21 protein-coding genes and 1 pseudogene are annotated in these 18,616 nt (G+C 45.3%); 12 read left to right on the forward strand and 10 right to left on the reverse strand.

Annotation, left to right across the window (positions count from 1 at the left end; all coding sequences use genetic code 11):
- The first annotated feature begins 267 nt into the window (after positions 1 to 267).
- Complete coding sequence (locus tag LH22_RS11815; protein WP_038646769.1) at positions 268 to 1,428, forward strand: diguanylate phosphodiesterase; 1,161 nt, start codon at positions 268 to 270, stop codon at positions 1,426 to 1,428.
- Positions 1,429 to 1,508: 80 nt separating this feature from the next.
- Here the strand turns inward: LH22_RS11815 and LH22_RS11820 are convergent, their stop codons facing one another.
- Positions 1,509 to 1,754, reverse strand: coding sequence for a hypothetical protein (locus tag LH22_RS11820; RefSeq protein WP_052059404.1), 246 nt, complete (start codon positions 1,752 to 1,754; stop codon positions 1,509 to 1,511).
- 240 nt (positions 1,755 to 1,994) lie between these two features.
- Here LH22_RS11820 and LH22_RS11825 point away from each other — a divergent pair, with 240 nt between their 5' ends.
- The 3 genes from LH22_RS11825 to LH22_RS11835 all read left to right on the forward strand — a co-directional run bounded on the left by LH22_RS11825 (position 1,995) and on the right by LH22_RS11835 (position 2,980).
- Positions 1,995 to 2,300 (forward strand): hypothetical protein, encoded by a 306-nt coding sequence (locus LH22_RS11825; protein WP_052059406.1) that lies wholly within the window; start codon positions 1,995 to 1,997, stop codon positions 2,298 to 2,300.
- 142 nt (positions 2,301 to 2,442) lie between these two features.
- Positions 2,443 to 2,703, forward strand: a complete 261-nt coding sequence (locus tag LH22_RS11830) for a hypothetical protein (RefSeq protein WP_038646771.1) — start codon at positions 2,443 to 2,445, stop codon at positions 2,701 to 2,703.
- Between the two features lie 79 nt (positions 2,704 to 2,782).
- Positions 2,783 to 2,980, forward strand: a complete 198-nt coding sequence (locus tag LH22_RS11835; RefSeq protein WP_038646773.1) for a hypothetical protein — start codon at positions 2,783 to 2,785, stop codon at positions 2,978 to 2,980.
- Between the two features lie 216 nt (positions 2,981 to 3,196).
- On the opposite strand, the gene LH22_RS11840 is transcribed toward LH22_RS11835, so the two are convergent.
- The 4 genes from LH22_RS11840 to LH22_RS11855 form a co-directional block, all read right to left on the reverse strand.
- Positions 3,197 to 3,463 carry a biofilm development regulator YmgB/AriR family protein gene (locus LH22_RS11840; protein WP_038646775.1) on the reverse strand — a complete coding sequence of 89 codons (267 nt, stop codon included), beginning with the start codon at positions 3,461 to 3,463 and terminating at the stop codon, positions 3,197 to 3,199.
- Between the two features lie 145 nt (positions 3,464 to 3,608).
- On the reverse strand, positions 3,609 to 3,881 hold the full coding sequence (locus LH22_RS11845) for a hypothetical protein (RefSeq protein WP_038646777.1): 273 nt from the start codon (positions 3,879 to 3,881) through the stop codon (positions 3,609 to 3,611).
- Between the two features lie 103 nt (positions 3,882 to 3,984).
- Positions 3,985 to 4,227 (reverse strand): regulatory protein YcgZ, encoded by a 243-nt coding sequence (gene ycgZ / locus LH22_RS11850; protein ID WP_038646779.1) that lies wholly within the window; start codon positions 4,225 to 4,227, stop codon positions 3,985 to 3,987.
- A 269-nt stretch (positions 4,228 to 4,496) separates the two neighbouring features.
- Positions 4,497 to 4,751, reverse strand: coding sequence for a hypothetical protein (locus LH22_RS11855; RefSeq protein WP_038646781.1), 255 nt, complete (start codon positions 4,749 to 4,751; stop codon positions 4,497 to 4,499).
- Positions 4,752 to 6,431: 1,680 nt separating this feature from the next.
- Here LH22_RS11855 and LH22_RS20235 point away from each other — a divergent pair.
- Entirely contained in the window at positions 6,432 to 6,671 is a 240-nt protein-coding gene (locus tag LH22_RS20235) for a biofilm development regulator YmgB/AriR family protein (RefSeq protein WP_071845612.1), read from the forward strand.
- Here LH22_RS20235 and LH22_RS20885 read toward each other — a convergent pair.
- Positions 6,661 to 6,973, reverse strand: a pseudogene (locus tag LH22_RS20885) (hypothetical protein). The gene LH22_RS20235 and the pseudogene LH22_RS20885 overlap by 11 nt on opposite strands.
- Positions 6,974 to 7,306: 333 nt before the next feature.
- Here LH22_RS20885 and LH22_RS11865 point away from each other — a divergent pair.
- The 5 genes from LH22_RS11865 (at position 7,307) to LH22_RS20600 (ending at position 10,206) form a co-directional block, all read left to right on the forward strand.
- On the forward strand, positions 7,307 to 7,513 hold the full coding sequence (locus tag LH22_RS11865) for a hypothetical protein (RefSeq protein WP_038646785.1): 207 nt from the start codon (positions 7,307 to 7,309) through the stop codon (positions 7,511 to 7,513).
- 654 nt (positions 7,514 to 8,167) lie between these two features.
- Entirely contained in the window at positions 8,168 to 8,491 is a 324-nt protein-coding gene (locus tag LH22_RS11870; protein WP_038646787.1) for a hypothetical protein, read from the forward strand.
- 520 nt (positions 8,492 to 9,011) lie between these two features.
- Positions 9,012 to 9,245, forward strand: coding sequence for a YgdI/YgdR family lipoprotein (locus tag LH22_RS11875; RefSeq protein WP_038646789.1), 234 nt, complete (start codon positions 9,012 to 9,014; stop codon positions 9,243 to 9,245).
- 13 nt (positions 9,246 to 9,258) lie between these two features.
- Positions 9,259 to 9,486 (forward strand): YgdI/YgdR family lipoprotein, encoded by a 228-nt coding sequence (locus tag LH22_RS11880; RefSeq protein ID WP_038646791.1) that lies wholly within the window; start codon positions 9,259 to 9,261, stop codon positions 9,484 to 9,486.
- A gap of 495 nt (positions 9,487 to 9,981) precedes the next feature.
- Positions 9,982 to 10,206: a hypothetical protein gene (locus tag LH22_RS20600; RefSeq protein WP_156102794.1), complete on the forward strand. Its 225-nt coding sequence runs from the start codon at positions 9,982 to 9,984 to the stop codon at positions 10,204 to 10,206.
- Between the two features lie 146 nt (positions 10,207 to 10,352).
- On the opposite strand, the gene LH22_RS11885 is transcribed toward LH22_RS20600, so the two are convergent.
- Both LH22_RS11885 and LH22_RS11890 read right to left on the reverse strand, forming a co-directional pair.
- Positions 10,353 to 10,622, reverse strand: coding sequence for a hypothetical protein (locus LH22_RS11885; RefSeq protein WP_156102795.1), 270 nt, complete (start codon positions 10,620 to 10,622; stop codon positions 10,353 to 10,355).
- Positions 10,623 to 11,116: 494 nt separating this feature from the next.
- The gene (locus tag LH22_RS11890; RefSeq protein ID WP_038646795.1) at positions 11,117 to 12,892 is read right to left on the reverse strand and encodes a GGDEF domain-containing phosphodiesterase; all 1,776 of its coding nucleotides are present in this window, start codon (positions 12,890 to 12,892) and stop codon (positions 11,117 to 11,119) included.
- A 333-nt stretch (positions 12,893 to 13,225) separates the two neighbouring features.
- On the opposite strand from LH22_RS11890, the gene LH22_RS11895 reads away from it, so the two are divergent.
- A complete protein-coding gene (locus tag LH22_RS11895) occupies positions 13,226 to 14,599 on the forward strand; it encodes a methyl-accepting chemotaxis protein (RefSeq protein WP_038646797.1) in 1,374 nt (457 codons plus the stop codon).
- Positions 14,600 to 14,667: 68 nt separating this feature from the next.
- On the opposite strand, the gene LH22_RS11900 is transcribed toward LH22_RS11895, so the two are convergent.
- Positions 14,668 to 14,889: a DUF3606 domain-containing protein gene (locus LH22_RS11900; RefSeq protein ID WP_346421585.1), complete on the reverse strand. Its 222-nt coding sequence runs from the start codon at positions 14,887 to 14,889 to the stop codon at positions 14,668 to 14,670.
- Positions 14,890 to 15,169: 280 nt separating this feature from the next.
- On the opposite strand from LH22_RS11900, the gene LH22_RS11905 reads away from it, so the two are divergent.
- A complete protein-coding gene (locus LH22_RS11905) occupies positions 15,170 to 15,397 on the forward strand; it encodes a hypothetical protein (RefSeq protein ID WP_038650089.1) in 228 nt (75 codons plus the stop codon).
- Between the two features lie 56 nt (positions 15,398 to 15,453).
- On the opposite strand, the gene amyA is transcribed toward LH22_RS11905, so the two are convergent.
- Positions 15,454 to 16,944 (reverse strand): alpha-amylase, encoded by a 1,491-nt coding sequence (amyA, locus tag LH22_RS11910; protein WP_038646799.1) that lies wholly within the window; start codon positions 16,942 to 16,944, stop codon positions 15,454 to 15,456.
- Positions 16,945 to 18,616 lie beyond the last annotated feature (1,672 nt).

The raw sequence follows: 18,616 nt of genomic DNA on the forward strand, positions 1-18,616 counted from the left end.
TGTTGATTAGGATTTGAGGTAAACGCATGCCGGAGGCGCTCAAATCGAAAGATATTACTTTGTGTACATATGCTTTGCTGTTGTACGTACTGGCTTTGCGAAGCGCGGCACCCTCATGAATTAATGCCAGTGTTGAGGACAAACAGGCTTAATGATGTCTAGGTCGTTGAAGTCGCGGTGTGGTGAGGGTGACTACCGGTCCGGTTTGAGAATGGTCAGCCAACTGCTATGGTGCCTGTGACAATCTGCGGTAAAATGGAGCCAGAAATGCTTACAACAATTATTTACCGAAGCCATCTCGCCGATGAGGTACCCATCAACATCCTGCCGGGTATGGTTGAGAAAGCCAGCCTGCTCAACGCACGGCATCAGGTCACGGGGATCCTGCTCTTTAACGGCACCCACTTCTTTCAGATTCTTGAGGGCCCGGAGGAGGGCGTGCAGGACATCTATGGTCGTATCTGCGCCGACCGGCGTCACCACAATGTGGTTGAGCTGATGCGCGACTATTCACCGTCGCGCCGCTTCGGCAACCATGGTATGGAGCTGTTTGACCTGCGCCGCCATGACAGCGGCAGTGTGCTGCAGGCGGTGCTTGACCGCGGCACGTCTAAATATCGTCTGACATACGACGATCGGGGCCTGCAGTTCTTACGCACCTTCGTGGAAGCCCGTGAGAAAGAAAACTACTTCGAGGTTTTGCCCGCTGACTACTGGGACTTTGTACCGGATGAGAACGGTCCTTCGTTCCCGGCTGTGGGCGTCACCTTCCGCCCGGTGGTTGATCCTCTGGGTCGTGAAGTCACAGCCATCGAGGCCATACCCGATGACGCCCCGGATGGACTAACCGGCGAAGCGCTGTATGCGTATAACCTAAGCGTCGTCACAGAGGCACTGAACAAGGCAGGCAGATCGTGTCCCGACGACATCATGTTATACGTCAGCATATTGCCCATGACGCTGGTTAACCTTCCAGATGCCGTCAGCCGGCTCATTAACGCAATTGACCGTGCTGAGCTGGTGCCGCAGCAAATAATACTCGGCGTCAGTGAAACAGAGGTTATCTCTCAGCTGGAATCATTCACTCAGGCGGTACGCCAACTGAAGCAAGCGGGTATCAGTATCTCTATCGACAACTTTGGTGACGGTTCGGCAGGACTGTCTCTGCTGGCGCACGTCCAGCCGGACCGCGTGCGCATCGGCGCAGCGATCGTGCGCAATATTCACCGCAGCGGTCCCCGTCAGGCGGTGGTACACGCGGTGCTTCGCTGTTGTTCAGCGCTGGAGATAAACGTCATTGCTGCGGGTATCGAACAGCCGGAGGAGTGGATGTGGCTGGAGGCAGCTGGTGTCACTGATTTCCAGGGTGCCCTGTTCACAGCAGAAGGCGCGGCTGTTGCCTGGCCGGAGACCCGAGAGGCTGTTTGAGATACAGGAAAGAAAAGGGCCCTAAGCGGGCCCAACATGCGGTAAGGTTGGTTGCTGGCTGCTCTGCCATTACAGCCGATTTAAGCCTTTTCATACCGCAGAGTTCTGCCACGATTCGCTTTTTCAAGCCAGGTAATGAAATGCGTCATCATTGCGGACGCGTGTTGTGTATCGGGCGTGCGGTAAATAAGCAGCCGGCTTTTGGTCTGGTTTGTGCAGTCGATGGCATAAATCTCAATACCGGTATCACGTTGCTCGCTTTCAATTGCTGTGAAATGCATGCGAGGCCAGCGGTTTAACCTCAACATAAACTCACTAAGAATCATCTTTTTCGCCTTTGTTGTTTTAGAGTTGGAAGACTTTTTTCACTGGTCTGCCCAGCGTAGAACTGGTTGCGGACTCTGCAAGCTATCGGCACATTATTATTCGTAAAAATTTCGTAAAGGCAGCGGGTTAGAACACTTATCAGCACCGCAGATGTCTTTAGCATGAACCTGTGGTGCGTATCCGACAATCCGCTGGCAGGCTATCAGTGCAAGAGGGAATAACTGAGAGGGGAGTCAATAATGCTCAGTGAAGATCGTTTGAATCAAATCGCAGAAAATCCGGGCAACTATGAAGCGGAAGCTGTGGCCATGGCGCTGGAGATCCTACAGCTGCGGCGTATGCTGGGTGCGCCCTGGGCCGTGGTGCAACCGCTGGGCGAGCTTTACGTTGAGGACGGGAACGCGGCGATGATCTGGCCGGCAAGCCTGGCGGAGCGCGGCGACGTCTGCCTGTACCGCCTGGATAAGCCTTCACAGGTGGCGGCAGCCTCATCGCCCGCAGCAAAGCAGCGCGGCCGCAGAAACAAATCACTGGCGCTGGAGTAAGCTACCTTCAGCACAACATCCCTAACGTGACGCGTATTAACACTGCCGTGTAAATGTTTTCTATAGGTATCCTTCCCGTTAATGTTCGGGCCAGCTGCGCTGTGGTAAGCTCTGCGCCCAAAACCTGCTGCCGGATAACCCCATGAAAAATGATTTTGAAGATAAAATGGCCGACATTATGCTTGGCGAGGCCGTCACGGCGCTGCTGGATGAGGACGTGGCCATTAGCTGGGCGGCACTGACGGATCGCTTACGGTCGGCCATTGAAACTGAAACGGACGAAGATCGGATTCGCGCAGGTCTGCGCGCTATTGAAGAAGTAAGGCGGGAAATGCGTATTCGCAACGGTGAAAAGACCGGAGGGAAAAGGGTCACAGGACTAACAGAGCAGAAGCTTCACTGACTCCCTAAGGGGCTGCGGTATCTGACACTGCCCCTTTCTGTTATACTGTACACTCATCCACCTTACGGACGGAGGTCATATGAATGATGACACCACCGCCGAAGATATCTACGCCGTTATTGGAACGGTCGTGGCTCGCCTTCTTAAGCCGGACCAGCACCTCTCTCTTCACGAGATTACCAGCGCCCTGCACAGCATGAGTGAATCAGTCGACACTGCCGGAATGCGCGTAAGCTGCGAACGCGCCATCAGGCTTCTGGCTGAGCAGATGCACTGACTTTCGGATTCCTCCTGTTCTGACATACACCCTGGCGCACTGACGGTGACGTGCCACACTAAGAAGTGTTGAACTTTTAAGCCGGGAGAAACCTGTGAAATTCTGGATTGCTGTAAGTCTTACCGCCGCCATCAGCTGCTCCGTGTGGGCTTCGCGGGGCGGATTTGATTCCCCAGCAGCAATGGCCGCCGCGCACGTCACGCAGCAGAATTAGTCTCAAAAACCTTCGTCGTCAGGCGTTTTGCCCACCACAATTTCCAGCGCGCTGCGTAGTATGTCAAGCTCAACCATATCTGTCGTGCTCTCCAGCTCGGCGATCAGGTAAAGTATGATCGCTTTGCTGGTTACCTTTTTACCATGAATGACGATGTCGCGGATAACAGCGTCTAGCACGGCAGTTTCTGCGGCCAGCTTGTCGCCGCCGCTGCGAAAGTGCTGAATGATGCTTGCTTCTGTAGAGGTGTTTTGTTCATTAAGCTGCATAGTGTTATCCGTCAGGCCCTACGGGCTAAAGTGACCAGGCTCATAGCCTGAAAAAAACGGCTACCCCCTAGGTAGCCGCATCCTGCGGGCGTCCTGCCGCTCTCCGGTAAATACGGAGATTCGTCCTGAGGTTAATCAGCGACTACTATTTCTTTGTGCTACTACTCGGTCCATTAAGGGCACCCAATGCCAGCACTGCTGCATCAAGGCCTTCCCGGGACTGTATAAATTCCGTCTGCACCTCACCCAGCGCCAGGGCTATAGCTTCTCGCCTGTCCTTAGTAGTCTCACTGCTACCCATAGCCCTGAGCTGTCGAGCCACGCTATCTGCGCTAATTCCGTCATCGATGCTCAGCAGGGCTACCACGGCCTCACCCAGGACGACGTCGGCGAGGCGTTTTAAATCGTTATTTTTCATACCCGCATCTTCAGGTTAATGCCCTCCAGGCAGGGTGGCAGGACAACTATTCCGGGCGGTCCTGAATGCACGCTGCGGGCATCACCTGCTTACAGCGAAAAACTCAGCGTTCAAACAGCATGCCGATTAGTGTTTGATAATGACGCTCTTCTTCCTGATTCGCCGCCACTTCAAGGCGGCGCAGCAGTTTGGTACAGATAGCCTTACGGTTAAGGTTCTTGCCTGCGCGCAGGATTTCAACGACAATCTGTCCCAGCGTTTCCTGCTGGGTCGGCGCCGATGCTTTACTGAAGTAATACGCAATATCGCTGGCGGAGTCCGGGAATTTCGTAACGTTCTGACGCATGGTGAACCTCTCAATGGTTAAAATGTAGTCGGCTCTGTCTGACGATAAAGTTATACAACCAAATCAAACTTGTACAGCAATTGTGTTGTTGTACAACTTTTCTTTTTGTGCAAAAAATGCTTACATCTATTATTCAGTAAGTTAGGTTGATACCTGTGCGCAAATAGTGAGTGAGTAATTCAATGGAATGGTTGTACAACAGGCTGGCTATTTAGTTAAGAGGTCAGGGAAGATGCCTACCCGGTTTGTCCCGGACAGGCTTAAACTATTCAGTGCACTGAGCTGCGGCCCGCTCCGGTGACCCATCTCAGCTCGTCCCGGTTACCCGGTAATGATTTAAACCCGCGAAGCCAGCGCTTTGCCCCTCTTATCTGCACGCAGCGCAAAGGATCTTTTTCAGCTGCGGCCATATCAGCCAGTTCCCGGATAAGTGAATTAACGGTAATATCCGTATTATTCATCGCCAGGTGAACCGCAGCCTCGCCAATAATCAGCTGGTTTCCGTTATGAAAATCTTCAGACATGTTCAGCTCACTCTCAGTCTCGTTACGGTGTTTCAGTGTAGTGGTTTAATGAAATCAAGTCCGCTTCCATATCATTATTTTCAGCGCATTATCCTCTCAGCCTGAAATAAAAGTTTCCGTCAGAAGATAAAAACAACCTGAATTCAGATGCCTGGCAGCTTATAGGGGTTAAGCATCGGAAAATACTGAATAATCCTTAAGTGTAAAATGAAATCGATTTCAGCTTAGGAATCGGGCTGAGAAGAGATTTAATCTCAAACGAGGATTTAACACATTACGAAAAGTTCTCCCCGGTCAGTCTGTGAGGTAACACTGTGAAAGTGCGAATCGGGCGGGTAAATCACGGAGTAAAACGTGAAGATTATTGTGCAGCAGAATCGAAAATATTTAGGAAATGTAAATTCCCTAATTGAGCACTCCGGGATGAAATATTACCTTCGGCGCGCGTCCGTAAAGCTTAATTAAATTCAGGTTTTGGACCCCGGGCGGCCACGCGTGCGCGGTCGGGACAGTTTTTAAAGTTGCCGTCACTGGCGGCGGCGCCTTTGCTGCTCGCTTCAGAGGCTAGTGACGGGTCGGCCGCAAAGTTTCCGGCACCACCGCGTCTTGATGTTGTCGTGATGTGTTCCTCAGTTAAAAGATGTCCTGTATTTCAGGCAGTTAAATTATGACCCGTCCGCACAGGACTACCCGCGTTCGGCACAATTTTTCAGAGAAATGACGGCGGACGCGTGTTACAGGACGGCTGAATCTGAAACGCGGGCCTAACAGCACTTGCGGCTTGCCATTTCATTGGGATGCGTCAGGATTTATGCGCGGAACGGCACGTGACAACCCTCCGGTGGAGAGCTGTTCTGCGGCCGTGCCGTTCCGCAACTGCGTCAGTTCTGCGCAGCGTTAGGGGCTGTGAGCTAATAACACCCGTCTCCGCAGATGACTTTAAGGCTCGACGCCCCCAGTAGAAGGCGGGTCAGTGGACTCAAAATGCCAGCCAGCTGCGCATCGGGTGCAGGCAGCCTGATTCACCTGTGCCGTCCCACTCGTACACGCGGTGCTTCGGGTCGCGCAGCGCACAGGCTACAATTCCCACCCACATCCCTTTTGCCGCGTTGGTCTGCGCGCTGTCGATAATGATGAACGATCAGTGATGCAGCAAATAGCAGAAAATCGTCGCGTCAGGCCGTACACCGCATTCTAATGCAGCGGCTGGCGTGTGCGTCATACCTCACCTGTATGCTGGCTTGCTACGGCGAGGTGTAGTCTTCAGTGTCATCCAGTCACCGCATAGACGGTTTCCAGCAAGGGCACCTGTGCGAACAGCCTGAACTGCCGTTCTGCTGCGTACTGCCATAGGGTGTAGCCGAACGGCATTAATAGGGCAGCGTAAAGGCTTTGCATCGCCGGCAAGAAATACCCGGGTATTGGCCCGGATAGTGTCTTTCGGATTGAGTAACTGACTGAAGATGTTATCGGGCAGGGTAATGGGCATGCTGTCGTCCGCCGCTATTATGCTGATCAACGAGCTTCCCTTATAACCGAAGCGTTAATTTAACTTTATGAATTTAATGAAGTAATGCCAAATTTTGCTTAAAGAATTTAGCGCCGCCGGATTACTGCTGTACACGCGCCATTACATCGGTTATTTTGCGCCCGAACTTATTCACTCCACACGGGTATTTCATGCGACAGGACGGACTACCACCTGAAAAAGATGCCGGGCTCACCGGTTACTTTAGCCAGGTTACCCACCCCTGCCAGATTGCGCTGCTGGGCCGCATTACCGTTGAAATCCTGCGAAAGGAGCGCCGGCTGACTCGGACTGCTGTGTGCCTGAAACTGATAGCGCGGCTCGACGCGACCAGCGATGAAACCGAGGCGGCACACCTGATGGATCTGCTCAGGATGCTTTTTAATCGCTGAGTCTGGGGGCTGCCGACAGGGTGTTTGTATAGATAAGTTCGCCTAAAAAGGAGAGTGGCAACCGGAATGCCGTACAGTCCCGGCGCATAACAACAGTTCTAAGATGCCGGTTTCAAACACACCAGACTTCATCGCGACCGTTGGAAAGAATGAAATGGGCGTCCGACGTTTCCGACGGGTTAAAGCACCCTAGCGCCCGACAGGCGGTAGTTAGGCTGAACCCGCCCAGCATCGGCAGCGGCCGCGGGCCGCCCGGCAACTCTTCCCCCCCTCAGATACAGACCCTGTTCCATCCAGAGCATGGCCACCTTCGTAGCGCAATCCCATTCTTCAATAATAGATAATTTCCCTGATGCCTCCCGGTGACCCCAAAAGCCGCAATCCGAATCGCTTAAGCCCGTCAAATGCGTTTAGCGGGGCGCCTTAGTCAAACGGATTCACGATATTATGATCATCACACCCATGGCGACTTTGTTTTTGCAGTGAACGAGATTTCCCTACACGATCTGGTCGGCCAACATCTGCCGAAACCACGAAAATCAGACCTCAGTTTTCCGTTTATCTTAAAATTGACTTTGGCTTTGCGGTAAGGCGAAAAGCAGTCCATATTTTAAGCCAGCAAAAATGGAGAATGTATGAGCTGGATTGATTATGAAGTTGAAAAGCCCGCAGACGGTCAGGTAGTTGCAATATGTACGGATGAAGGGGTAGGTAGCGGAAAATATGAGGCATCATTTGAAAATTTTACCCATATTCTTATGCCGGGGGACGCTACATTCAGGCAATATCGCGTATCTCACTGGTTTCCTTTACCAGACAGCTATGGAGTGGGTAAAAAATAGCCACTTTTTAAGTGCAAAAAAAATCCCGGGACAATTCCCGGGAAAAAATTCAGCTTCCATTTCACCCAAAGCCGTAACAATTCAAAGCCCGATTAAGCTAGACCAAAATACTGGTTTGTCCAAAAAATATTTGTCCTGATTGGCATTTATCTTTAAAAGTAAGCGAGAGCACTCCATTCACATATTATTTGTATAATCCTCATATAGTCTGCATAAGAATCACCCTAATCTGCCGGGCCATAATCATTGCGGGCATTTAGATTATAAAAAATGGGTGTGGAATGAAGCAGTTATAGGGCTTAACTCTTTCAGGTAAAATTCACGATTCAGCGCTTATCAGAAGTGCGTCATAGACGCCGAGATTAGTGGGTTATGACTAGAGTTGGGATGTGCACAATAGTTTTTTAACCCTTTCAAAAAGGACTGTATGCTTACAACGAATGAGATTTTACACACTTATTAGAGTGGGTAGGGCAAGTGTTTAATACAAGTGATTGATTAAAAAAACACCATAAAGAAGAATAGGGGTGGATAGAATCAAAAAAATATTCTAAACATATAGTTAAACATATCGTGCCGGGTGAATACTCGTCAACGAGTTCATAAATATTACTATTCGCACCTGAGTGATTGATACAAATGAACGTTATTCCTATGTCTTACAGCACCAGTACGGTTTACCGTCGTTTTGAAATGCTTGGCAACATTGAGCATGAACCGGGTCATATGTGGATCCTGTTTGATGAGAAGCTCTATTTTTCTGCAGTCGTATGTTCTGTACCTACGATGCAGGGTAACGTCGCCCGGCACAAAATTATAGCAACGATGGATTGTACATGTGATCTGACAGGCAGGCTCACACTCGAACGCTATTGGCAGTCTGAAAAACTGCCCAGCGAAGTCGATCTTTCTGAACCAATCATCAGGGCTCTTTCAGAAAAGAAAGGTCTGTGGATGAAGCCGGTGAGCGTAGCTTGAATTGCATAACTGAGGCCTGGTTGCTCCTCGTTTTTACTAATCTACACTATTAGTCCCTAAACCTTAGCGTAGGTTAATTTTTTTGCATTCTAAAATTCTACATCTTCATCCTGAGATCCAAACAATATGAGAATGATCACCCATTAGCACATGAATCAGGATATAAATATGCTCATAATGGAAAATCAAATTTTCGAACAGGTTAGTGTCACGAATTGCCTTCTAACTCAACTCTGGTAGTCTCTTACTCAACAAATAGCTAACGTCCGGCGTATCAGACCTGCTTAAAGCTCACTATGACGAACCACCGCCAGATGCAAGTTAAAGTACTATCAGAATTTGATGGTACTTTAATGTATTGAATGCAGACCGGATCGTGAAAAAGATAAAAAACGGACACCATAGTCTGCATATCTCTTTTGCATATCGTGGGGTATGAGCACAATACTGACGCAGATTGCTGAAAACCATCTATTATTGAACAGTTAGAATCAACTTTTTTCAAAAAGAGGGATAAGTAATGAATATAAAAGGCATAGGTTTCCTGTTAATTGCTTCAGCTTTCGCAGTTTCAGTTACGGGCTGTTCTTCAAATCAGGCTATTAAGACTACTGACGGTCGTACCATCGTGACAGATGGTAAGCCTCAAATCGACAGTGATACGGGCTTAGTATCTTACAAAGATGCCCAGTCAGGACGAACTGAACAAATCAACCGCGATAAAATCACCAACATGAGTGAATTAGATAATTGATAAGGAACAGTCTATGAAAAAAATCACTTTCTCAATGTTAGCCGCGCTTATCGCGCTGTCGGCTTTAACTGGCTGTACCCGGACAAGTTATGCCATTCATACTAATGATGGTAGAACAATTGTCAGCGATGGTAAGCCTAAAGAGACTGAAGCAGGATTGCTAGGTTACACTGATGCTAACGGCGTTAAGCAACAGATTAATAAGCAGGAAGTCAAAGAAGTATCAGAAATACCACATTAATCAAAAACACCGCCAGAAGTGGCGGTGTTTTTACATTCCAGGTTACAACGTTAAAGCACTTCTTAGGTTATAAAAAAATTAAGCCTTTCCGACAAAGGATTTAGTTCAAAGCTGAATAAGGTATTAATGTTGCTAAAGATGCTTTAAAGCAATGCATAGAGGAGATTTGTAGGAGTTAGCTCAACTGGAACTTGCTAAAGTTACTTAAAAAAGATTTGAAGTGAAACTAGCATTGTAATGTTAAGTCCAGATAATAATTTTTGTGGGCGAATACTAAATTTAATCAATTAAGCATTCATGTTTCGATTATTCAGTGGTTAAATAAGAGGTGGCTTTTGTTTGATTGGTGTAGGATGAATTTAATTAATCAATCGAAAATCTGTGAGGTATGTCAATTATTTAAAATTTAATTAAATATGACCTGATTTCAGTAAGGCCACTCTGGGCATATGAACTATAGTATATGAACTATTAATTAAGTTTCTTGGAGGTGAGATGAATATTCATTATCTTGATGAAAGCGATAAAAATAGTCAAAAGGTAGTGTTGCCCTCTACAGAAATTATGGTTGGTGAACTGGTGCATGAATTGCTACGTGAGCGCCGTTGTGTCAACAGACGTGCCATGATATCGCGACTATTGTTAAGGCTTGAAAATGTCACATGTCCAATGGAAGCAATATATTATGCAGAAATTCTTAATATGTTTGAGCAAAAATAGCTTGTTGTTATTCTCGATAGTTTTTAGTTAGTATGATTTCTGGAGACGTGTTTACGATAATCGGTACTACCTTACTGGTATTTAACTACTAAGGGGAGTGTATCACTATCTTTGAATACTTGATGAAATACATTGATCAATAACTTTTAACTGGACTTACGTTTTCCCTGACAGGTACTTTTAAACGCATTTTCAGCCAGACTAAGGTCATAATCATCCAGTATTTCTCTCCCGCGCGAAGTAAGTTTGTATCGCTTTTTTTCACGCATCCATTCATCGCCCAAAAGAAACTCAACAAGCCCCATATCTGACAACTCTTTTCTCACAACGGGTTTGACAGAAGAGGGGACTGATCCTCTCTCTTTGATTATTGATAACAATCTAAAGTGTTTCTGAGCAAGTTTCATATCAGCCATCCTTCGCAATAAATCCTTAATAATTTAACCAGTGCTTTGGTTACATGCAATGAAATTTTTCATTGTGTCGCACCTTCAAGCAACAAAGGAGGGTAAAAATAACAGCTATATGCAAACTCGAATTTTCATGCTGTTAAATAATATTTTAATTTCTTTTGTTCTTTCAGTCGTCAATCATAAGATTCAGTTAAAAAATACGAATTGTGTGATTAAGTTAAAATTATCTTGAAGTTTTTTACGACCAAGAAAAAACCCGCAATAGCGGGTTGAAAGCTGGATTTAAAAGTTGGTTTGATGACCGATCCTTAAAGTTTACTCATCCCCCTGGGGGGTGCTTAATTATCTGTATTAAGCGATAAAATTATAGTGCGCTTCGGTGATGAAAACGATTAGGATGAATCTCATAATCTCTCAAAATGAACATTAGCAACACTGTTAATGGAGTCACGCGCTGCTAAGTCGGAGCAGGCGTATTGTTAACTGGACTTGTGCTTTCAGTTCCTCAAGCGTCTGTGAAGCCATATGTCCAGTTCAGGATCAGATAGCGGCTTAGCAAAAAAATACCCCTGAGCCTGGTCGCAACCGAAATCACTCAGAAGAGTGGCTACTTCAGCGTCCTCTACACCCTCCGCGAGCACCGTATAATCAAGTTCTTTTAACATTTTGATAATACTGCGCGCTATGATGAGCGATGAGGCATCTTTGAGTACACCTGATATGAGTGAGCGATCAAGTTTTATTACATCTAGCGGCATACGTCGCAGGTAACTGATGTTACTGTAACCTGTCCCAAAATCATCCAGAGATATGTTAAACCCTTTTTCATAAAGTCTATGCAAGCCGGATAGTGCCTGTGCATTTTCAATAATTCGCTCAGTTTCAAGGCATTCAATTCCCAGTAGGTTATTAGGTAATCGGGCCTCAAGCATTTTCGATTCCAGTAGATCTGCAAAATTGCTTTTTGCGAAATCGTTCAGGCTGACGTTTATTGTGACGGGCAATTGAATATTTTGTCGATTGAGTCGCTTAAGGCAGGCTATCGTCGTGTCAATCACCCATTCTGTCATCTCATGCAGTAGGTCCGTTTGTTCAGCCATTGGTACAAATGCCGCGGGTGAGAGTTCACCTCTGACAGGATGTGTCCAACGTATCAGCGCCTCAAGGCCGACGGGCTGACCCGATTTGAGGCAAGTTTTAGGCTGATATACAAGGTACAGGCCCTTATCAAAACGTATTGCATCAGAAAGCTCATTCATAAGCGTAAAATCATTCGAACGTTTTATTTCTTCTGACTCTTTATAAATGACTGAAGGTAAGTTTTTATCGATCGCTTCCTCAAGTGCAGCCGAAGCACGGCGAACGACATCATAGGCTTTGGATGAAATTGCCGTAAAATCCGTTTGGCCCGCATGGGAAGTGAGGGTAATTGATATCCCATTACCTAATTCTGCACAGATGCCTTCCATACGCCCGGCAATCCACGAGGCGTCCAGGCGGCTTTCGTCGCGAACCAGAATGGCGAAGCGTCCCGTGGAAATCGCATAAATCATCTCACCGTTTTGAGGACTTAACCGGCGAGGCAATTTTATAGCTATATCCCTGAGAAGTTCTTCAACCGGCATCATTCCAACTGTTTTAGCTAAGTCATAAGCATGTGCCATTTTCAGGCAATCAATAATAATCAGACGACGCTTGAACTTATCTCCCTCTGCAGCGAGCGACTGCATATCGCTGATTAATCGTGAGCGGTTAGGCAAGTGAGTAACAGGGTCATTAAAACCGGTGGCATGCCAGGCTTCCAGAAATGACATTACTAACTCAGCAAGCTGTTTAAGCGTTGCGAGCTGCGTATCGCTGAAGGGATGTGGTTCCCGATCAGTCACACAAAAAGTACCTAATACTTGGCCTTCTCGATCTTTAAGCGGAACGCCAGCATAAAAACGAATGTAAGGTTCACCAGTAACAAAGCGGTGGGTTAAGAAACGAGCATCAAGCCATGTATCTGAAACGATGAGTGCACTGTCGCCATCAACAACATGTTGGCATAAAGACTCTTCTCTTTTTGAGTGTTTCAGTGAGAAATTATGCGAGGCCCGTATGTATTGAAATTCCTCATCTAAAACTGAAATGAAGCTCCCAGGGATACCCAGCGCCTGATTGGCTAAATGTACAAATTTCCTCAGGACATTGTCCCTTTCTTCATCAGGGGCGAGAAGGGCTTCAAGCGCACGCTTATGACGTTCATTAATAGCATTTAAATTTTTATTCATAAATCCCCCGTGCCGGGTCTAATAACCGGAACGTAAAAGTGAAAGAAAAAAACCGACCGGAAGGAGAAGCTATAAACTGAGTGAAGATTAAGCATTTTGTTGTCTCTTTCACCATCATAAGACGGTCACTCGAGTACGTCCTGTTTTTTTTAGTTTAATTAAAAGGGTCTATCTGTTAGAGAAAAATATTTCTTGCTGGAATATTTCCTTTTTTTTAAATGCCTGCCAGACTCTAACTGAGAACGCACTTGCGCGCAATCTAATAGCACGCTACGAAAATAATTTTTATGGTTACTATTTTTTCCTAAATTAATCACAACACCAGGTAATTAAATGAAATTTCTTACAAACTTTACTATTCGCCGGGTAGTGCAGTGCATTCTTGTTGCCGCTTTTATTGTTGTTGCTCTTGCTGGTTTATATGGTTCAGAAATCTTAAGAGATCTACATAAACAAACGCAGCGTGAAGGAAAGTTGGTAGCTGAACTTATCTTTCTGACCCGAGCAGGTAATGTGATGAATTCAGGTGACGATTCCTTGAAGAGAACCCTGGCAGGAGAAGTTCCTGCTACACCAGACTGGAATGAATTTCGAACAGCCTTGACAGGTTCTGATATAAATTTTAATTCAGTATCAAAAGAGCGTTTGGAATTCCTCCGGGAGAAACTGGCTGATAAAGAGAATGCATTCAATGATGATCGTCAAAAACTCGAGTTAGCTTTCACCGTTGCCTCATTATTTATCATTGTGTTACTGGTGTTCTGCGACCGTTTTCTGGTCGTGCACCTCGTTGAGCCTCTGACAACCTTAAGGGAACATTTCAGAGGAATTGCTTCCGGCGAACTGACTAATCCATTGCAAGATTTGGGTAGAAATTGTGTAGGGCAGCTGGTACCACTGGTGAAAACCATGCAAGACAGTCTTTTGTTAACTGTACTTTCCATCAAGAAAAATACGGACCTGCTGAAGCGTGAGGCTGAAGACATCGAAGCGGGCAATACTGACCTCTCTGGCAGGACTACTCAACAGGCATCTTCCTTAGAGCAGACAGCCCATAGTATTACCCAATTGAGTGCAAACGTTCAGCAAAATGCATTAAGTGCTGATGAAGCAAGCAGTCTTGCAGAGAAAGCGGCATACATAACCGGAGAAGGCGAAACGCTGGTGAACTCAGTTGGGCTCATGATGAATGGTATTACCGAGGAAGCCGAAAAAATACGGCAGTTTACCGCCACAGTTAACAGTATCGCATTTCAGACAAATATACTGGCGTTAAACGCTGCCGTTGAAGCAGCACGGGCAGGAGAACAGGGCAGAGGATTCGCTGTTGTTGCTACAGAAGTTCGTACACTTGCTCAGCGCAGCGCAAGTGCAGCCAAAGAAATTGAAGGGTTAATCAATGCAACTCTCTCTCGTGTGAATGAAGGCAAAGAGGTCGCAGATCGTGCCGGGAACACTATGGAAGCGTTGACCCAATGCGTTTTTTCAGTTGATGAACTCATCAGGAAAATATCTTATGCTTCAAATGAACAGAGCAAAGGGATCATTCAGGTGACGCAGGCAGTAACCGATCTCGAACGGGTCACACAGCAAAATTCCACATTGGTCAGGCATGTTGCCAGCTCAGCCGTAAGGCTCAATAGCAGAACCGAAGACATGGCTAAGACCATCATTCATTTCGCATTACCGGCAACCAATCAAGTGTAAGACACATTAACCTACGCCATGGGATAACTGATTTAATTGCTAATAAAATCTCATTTAATTACAGATAATTAAATCATGGTCTTGGGTGTTATGAGAGGGGGATGATCCCTGAGCCATGCAAGTATCTGTTCTGTATTTGAACCTACTTCCCTGATAGCTCTGGTCAGCCTTTCCTGAGTGGTTTGGAGCGTAAGAGTCCAGTAGGTTATTTGCCAGTGCTCGTTAATTATTACCTGCGTCAAATCATGGGGGATGCGACGTTGAATCGGGTCTTTCATGACTAACCTCATATGAAAAAAATTTTCTGATTTAATTGGGGCCAATTGGGGGTCAGATTCTGAATGATTTGATTAAACTAAAAAGCAGAATATTCCCTAATAAATGTCTAAAACTATTTATGGGATGTTTCTGATATAGAGACGGGAAGTAAGCGAGGCGGGTGAAAATATAAGCGAAGAGTTAATTTTCCATAACTAGATTTATGAGCATTAAATATTTGAAAGTGGAGTTTTTTATAAAGTTTCTTTGACCATTACACACACCAAAGACCAACGCCAGAGATAAGTTATGATGAAAAACAACTTTGTACCGGTAATGTCCGTCCAGCATGATATTCGAAGCTTACGCATTGAAGCGGGTATGACACAGGCTAATGCAGCCGAAAGATTTAATCTGAGTCTGAGAGTGTGGCAAATGAAGGAGTCGCTTTCGAAACCTGCTCAACTCAGTCAGGGAGAATACGAATTTTTACTACTGCTGGCAGGAAAACACCCTGAATATCAGCTTTCTACCAAATAAATTTTGCCGGCAGTATGAATTCTGCCGGCACATTAATTAAGGGTGTAAACAGCGTATCAGGAAGTAAATTCTTCGAGTACCCAAACACTTACACTACCCGCTTTACATCTAAACACGCCTTCTCCCGATTCATTAGTATTAACAACTTCACCGGAATTACAAAGATAATCTCGCCAGACCCGATTAGCCAAGGATTCACCAAGATTAAGCGTTTTCTCCCCGTCATCACCATTTGACATTATCACAACGCATCCTGGTTGTTCCGCCGTACCACTCCGGCTGAATGCAATGCAGTTTGGATGATCAAACCAGGACGTCTGAACACCATGCGCGAATTGCTGACGTGCCAGCAGTAGCTTATCGAGTTTATCTATGACTGGCATGTCAACACGATGGGTTTCACCATCATTACCCGTATCTTCATAGTCTGCTCCAAAGAGGTCCGGGTAAAATACTGAGGGAACGCCATTTTCTCTCAATAAGATAAGCGCATACGCCAGTGGCTTAAACCAGGCTTCAACCGGGGCTTCTAGAGACTGAAGGGGCTGAGTATCATGATTCGCAACCAATGTGACCGCATGAAAAGGGTCGGCTTCAACTAATGTGCCTTCAAAGATTCGACTCAAATCATAATCACTACCTTGTTTAGATGCCTCATGAAATTTCATATGAAGAGGTGCATCGAAGAGCATTGTTTTCCCTTCAACCTGCTCAATATACTGTTGTAATTTATTTAATTCAAAAGACCAGTATTCTGCCACAATGAACAGAGGGGTGTCTGAAACAGCCTGCACATGCTCGATCCATTCTTTATAAAACCAGGCGGGAATATGTTTAACTGCATCAAGTCTGAAACCGTTGCAACCCGTTTGTTCCATAACCCAGCGTGCCCAGTATTTGATTTCTTCAGTTACTGCGTGGTTTCTAAAATCGATGTTTGAGCCCATAAGGTAATCAAAATTACCCATTTCTTCATCAACCTGCTGATTCCAACCTTCTCCCGTATAATCATTAACTATCTTAAATACCCCATCCTCTGAGGGGTTTTCAATGTGATCTACACCATTAAAACACTTAAAATCCCACATAAATTGAGAGTATTTTCCCGCTCTGGCCGGAAAGGTATAGCGTGTCCAGGCTTCGCAGCTAACAACTTCTTCATCAATTTTCGTGCGGTCGTTTTCGTCCACTCTGTTGACCTGAACTGCCTCCTTTTCATCAGCCCCCATTTTATGATTAACAACAACATCTAATAAAACGGCAATATCATTATTTTTCAATGAACTGATAGCTCTGAGTAAATCTTCTTTATTACCATACTTTGTTGAAATACTACCTTTCTGCTCAAATTCTCCCAAATCGAACAGATCATAAGTGTCGTATCCTACAGAAGTTGCACCCCCGGCGCCTTTGTAGGCAGGCGGTAGCCAGACCATGTTTATTCCAGATTCATTCAAGCCTGACGCTCGCTCGGTGAGTTCGGGCCAGAGTTTACCACCATCAGGGTAATACCAGTGGAATGCCTGTAACAGAGTTGGATTCTTCATTTGTTTCTCCATGTTTAGACATTTTAATTATGGAGTGAAAAATGATTTTTGCAGCGCGGAAGGTTTTTTATATTTTACTTTTTTTCATTGACAACTCTTAAGAAAGAAAAAATGATTTGTCGTGAGGAAAACGACAGGGCCTTTTCAAGCTGTAAAAGCAGAATTCCGTAAGGGGAATCTTTTGTCTTTACTTAAATTCCTTTAATGTATCGCTGGATGTAGATCAATAAAAATTATCTTATTGTAACGATTTCTAAATTATTGGGTGATATGCGACATTACGAAAAGATGATGAGGCGTGGTCGAAATCTGAGTGAGGTAAAAGAAGTGGCAATCGATTGACGCGTTATTAACGACTTCTTGCCAAGCCGTTCTAATGAAAATTTGGGGTGGGAAATTTTCATGTAGCGAATTTGAAATTGAAAGCTGAGCTTGTTTATATTGATTAACACAGTTAATTTAGAGAGGGTTCCAAAATTTCGCATATCCATATGTTAATTCTGAATGTAATTAAAATAACCACATTGAGTGCAAGGTTTGCACTGCCATTAATTAACCCTGGCATTAAGGTTAATTATGGGCGTCCATACAAGTAACAGTCAACACACTAAAGAATGTTATATACGCAAGGGACTGCCTGAAGCCAATCCTATTACGGGTCATGCCTATGAAGAAGACAACCATACCGCAAAGAATAATCCTAATGAACACGGTGAAATTCGACGCACGCGCGACGATAGTGAAGACCATAAGCATGACCCGTACGGGGACAAATGAACCAGTAATTAGAGAAAGTAAGCGTTTTTGATTAACACTAAAAAAAACCTCTATAAGTGGAAATCCATAAACACTTACAGAGGTGATGCAATGCACCATTCGTTACATGCGGCGATAGCCGCGGCCCAAAGTTATACAAGTTGACATCAATTGTACATTTCTTTTTCATTGCTAATGAACTCTCCCGTATATAGCAGCATGATTTCACAAAAATTCTTCGATGAATTGAGTATTAATGATTCAAATTATTTATGATTAAATCAATCTCGTGAGGTTTGAGTGATTGGTCGTTAATGCTGAACTAATTGATTACTATCAAGTAAAGCGTAAAGATAAATAAAGTGCGCATCTAATGGTTTATCCAGAAGCTAAACTTTTAAATTCACGGCTTCGCTTTATTTTTTGATTTTTTCTGCTATTAAATATTCAAATAATTAGCAGTGAGTGGTGAAGTCAATGAGAGAAAACGGATTTGATCTGCAACTTTACGTTGTTGAGATTAGAAAAATAGCCGCGGCACATCAGTCGGGTTTGAGTCTTTTGGAAGCCAAAAGGCAGGTAGATTCTACCGTACAGCATATGCGAATTAACCTGAGAGATGACAAACCTTACCAGGCCCGCCAGTGGAGTACCTTGCTGGATGCTCTTAAAGCTTATAATCGGAACACCGTTGACCCCCGATGGGCAAAAGTGATAAACCACGCCAATTTCAGAATAAAGAGCCGACTAAACACAGTCATTTACTATCGAAAAAGACTCAGCGGGCAGCAGTAATGCCAAATGGATTTTTAAAGTCATTTCAAATCAGGTTAATCGAATTTAAAAGCCAGATTCAATAGAATTTATTGCGTCCGTCTCAATTAAAAAATGATGTTTTTTCTAGCATTTTAAAATT

The sequence above is a fragment of the Pantoea rwandensis genome, assembly GCF_000759475.1.
GTDB classification, from domain to species: Bacteria; Pseudomonadota; Gammaproteobacteria; order Enterobacterales; family Enterobacteriaceae; genus Pantoea; species Pantoea rwandensis_B.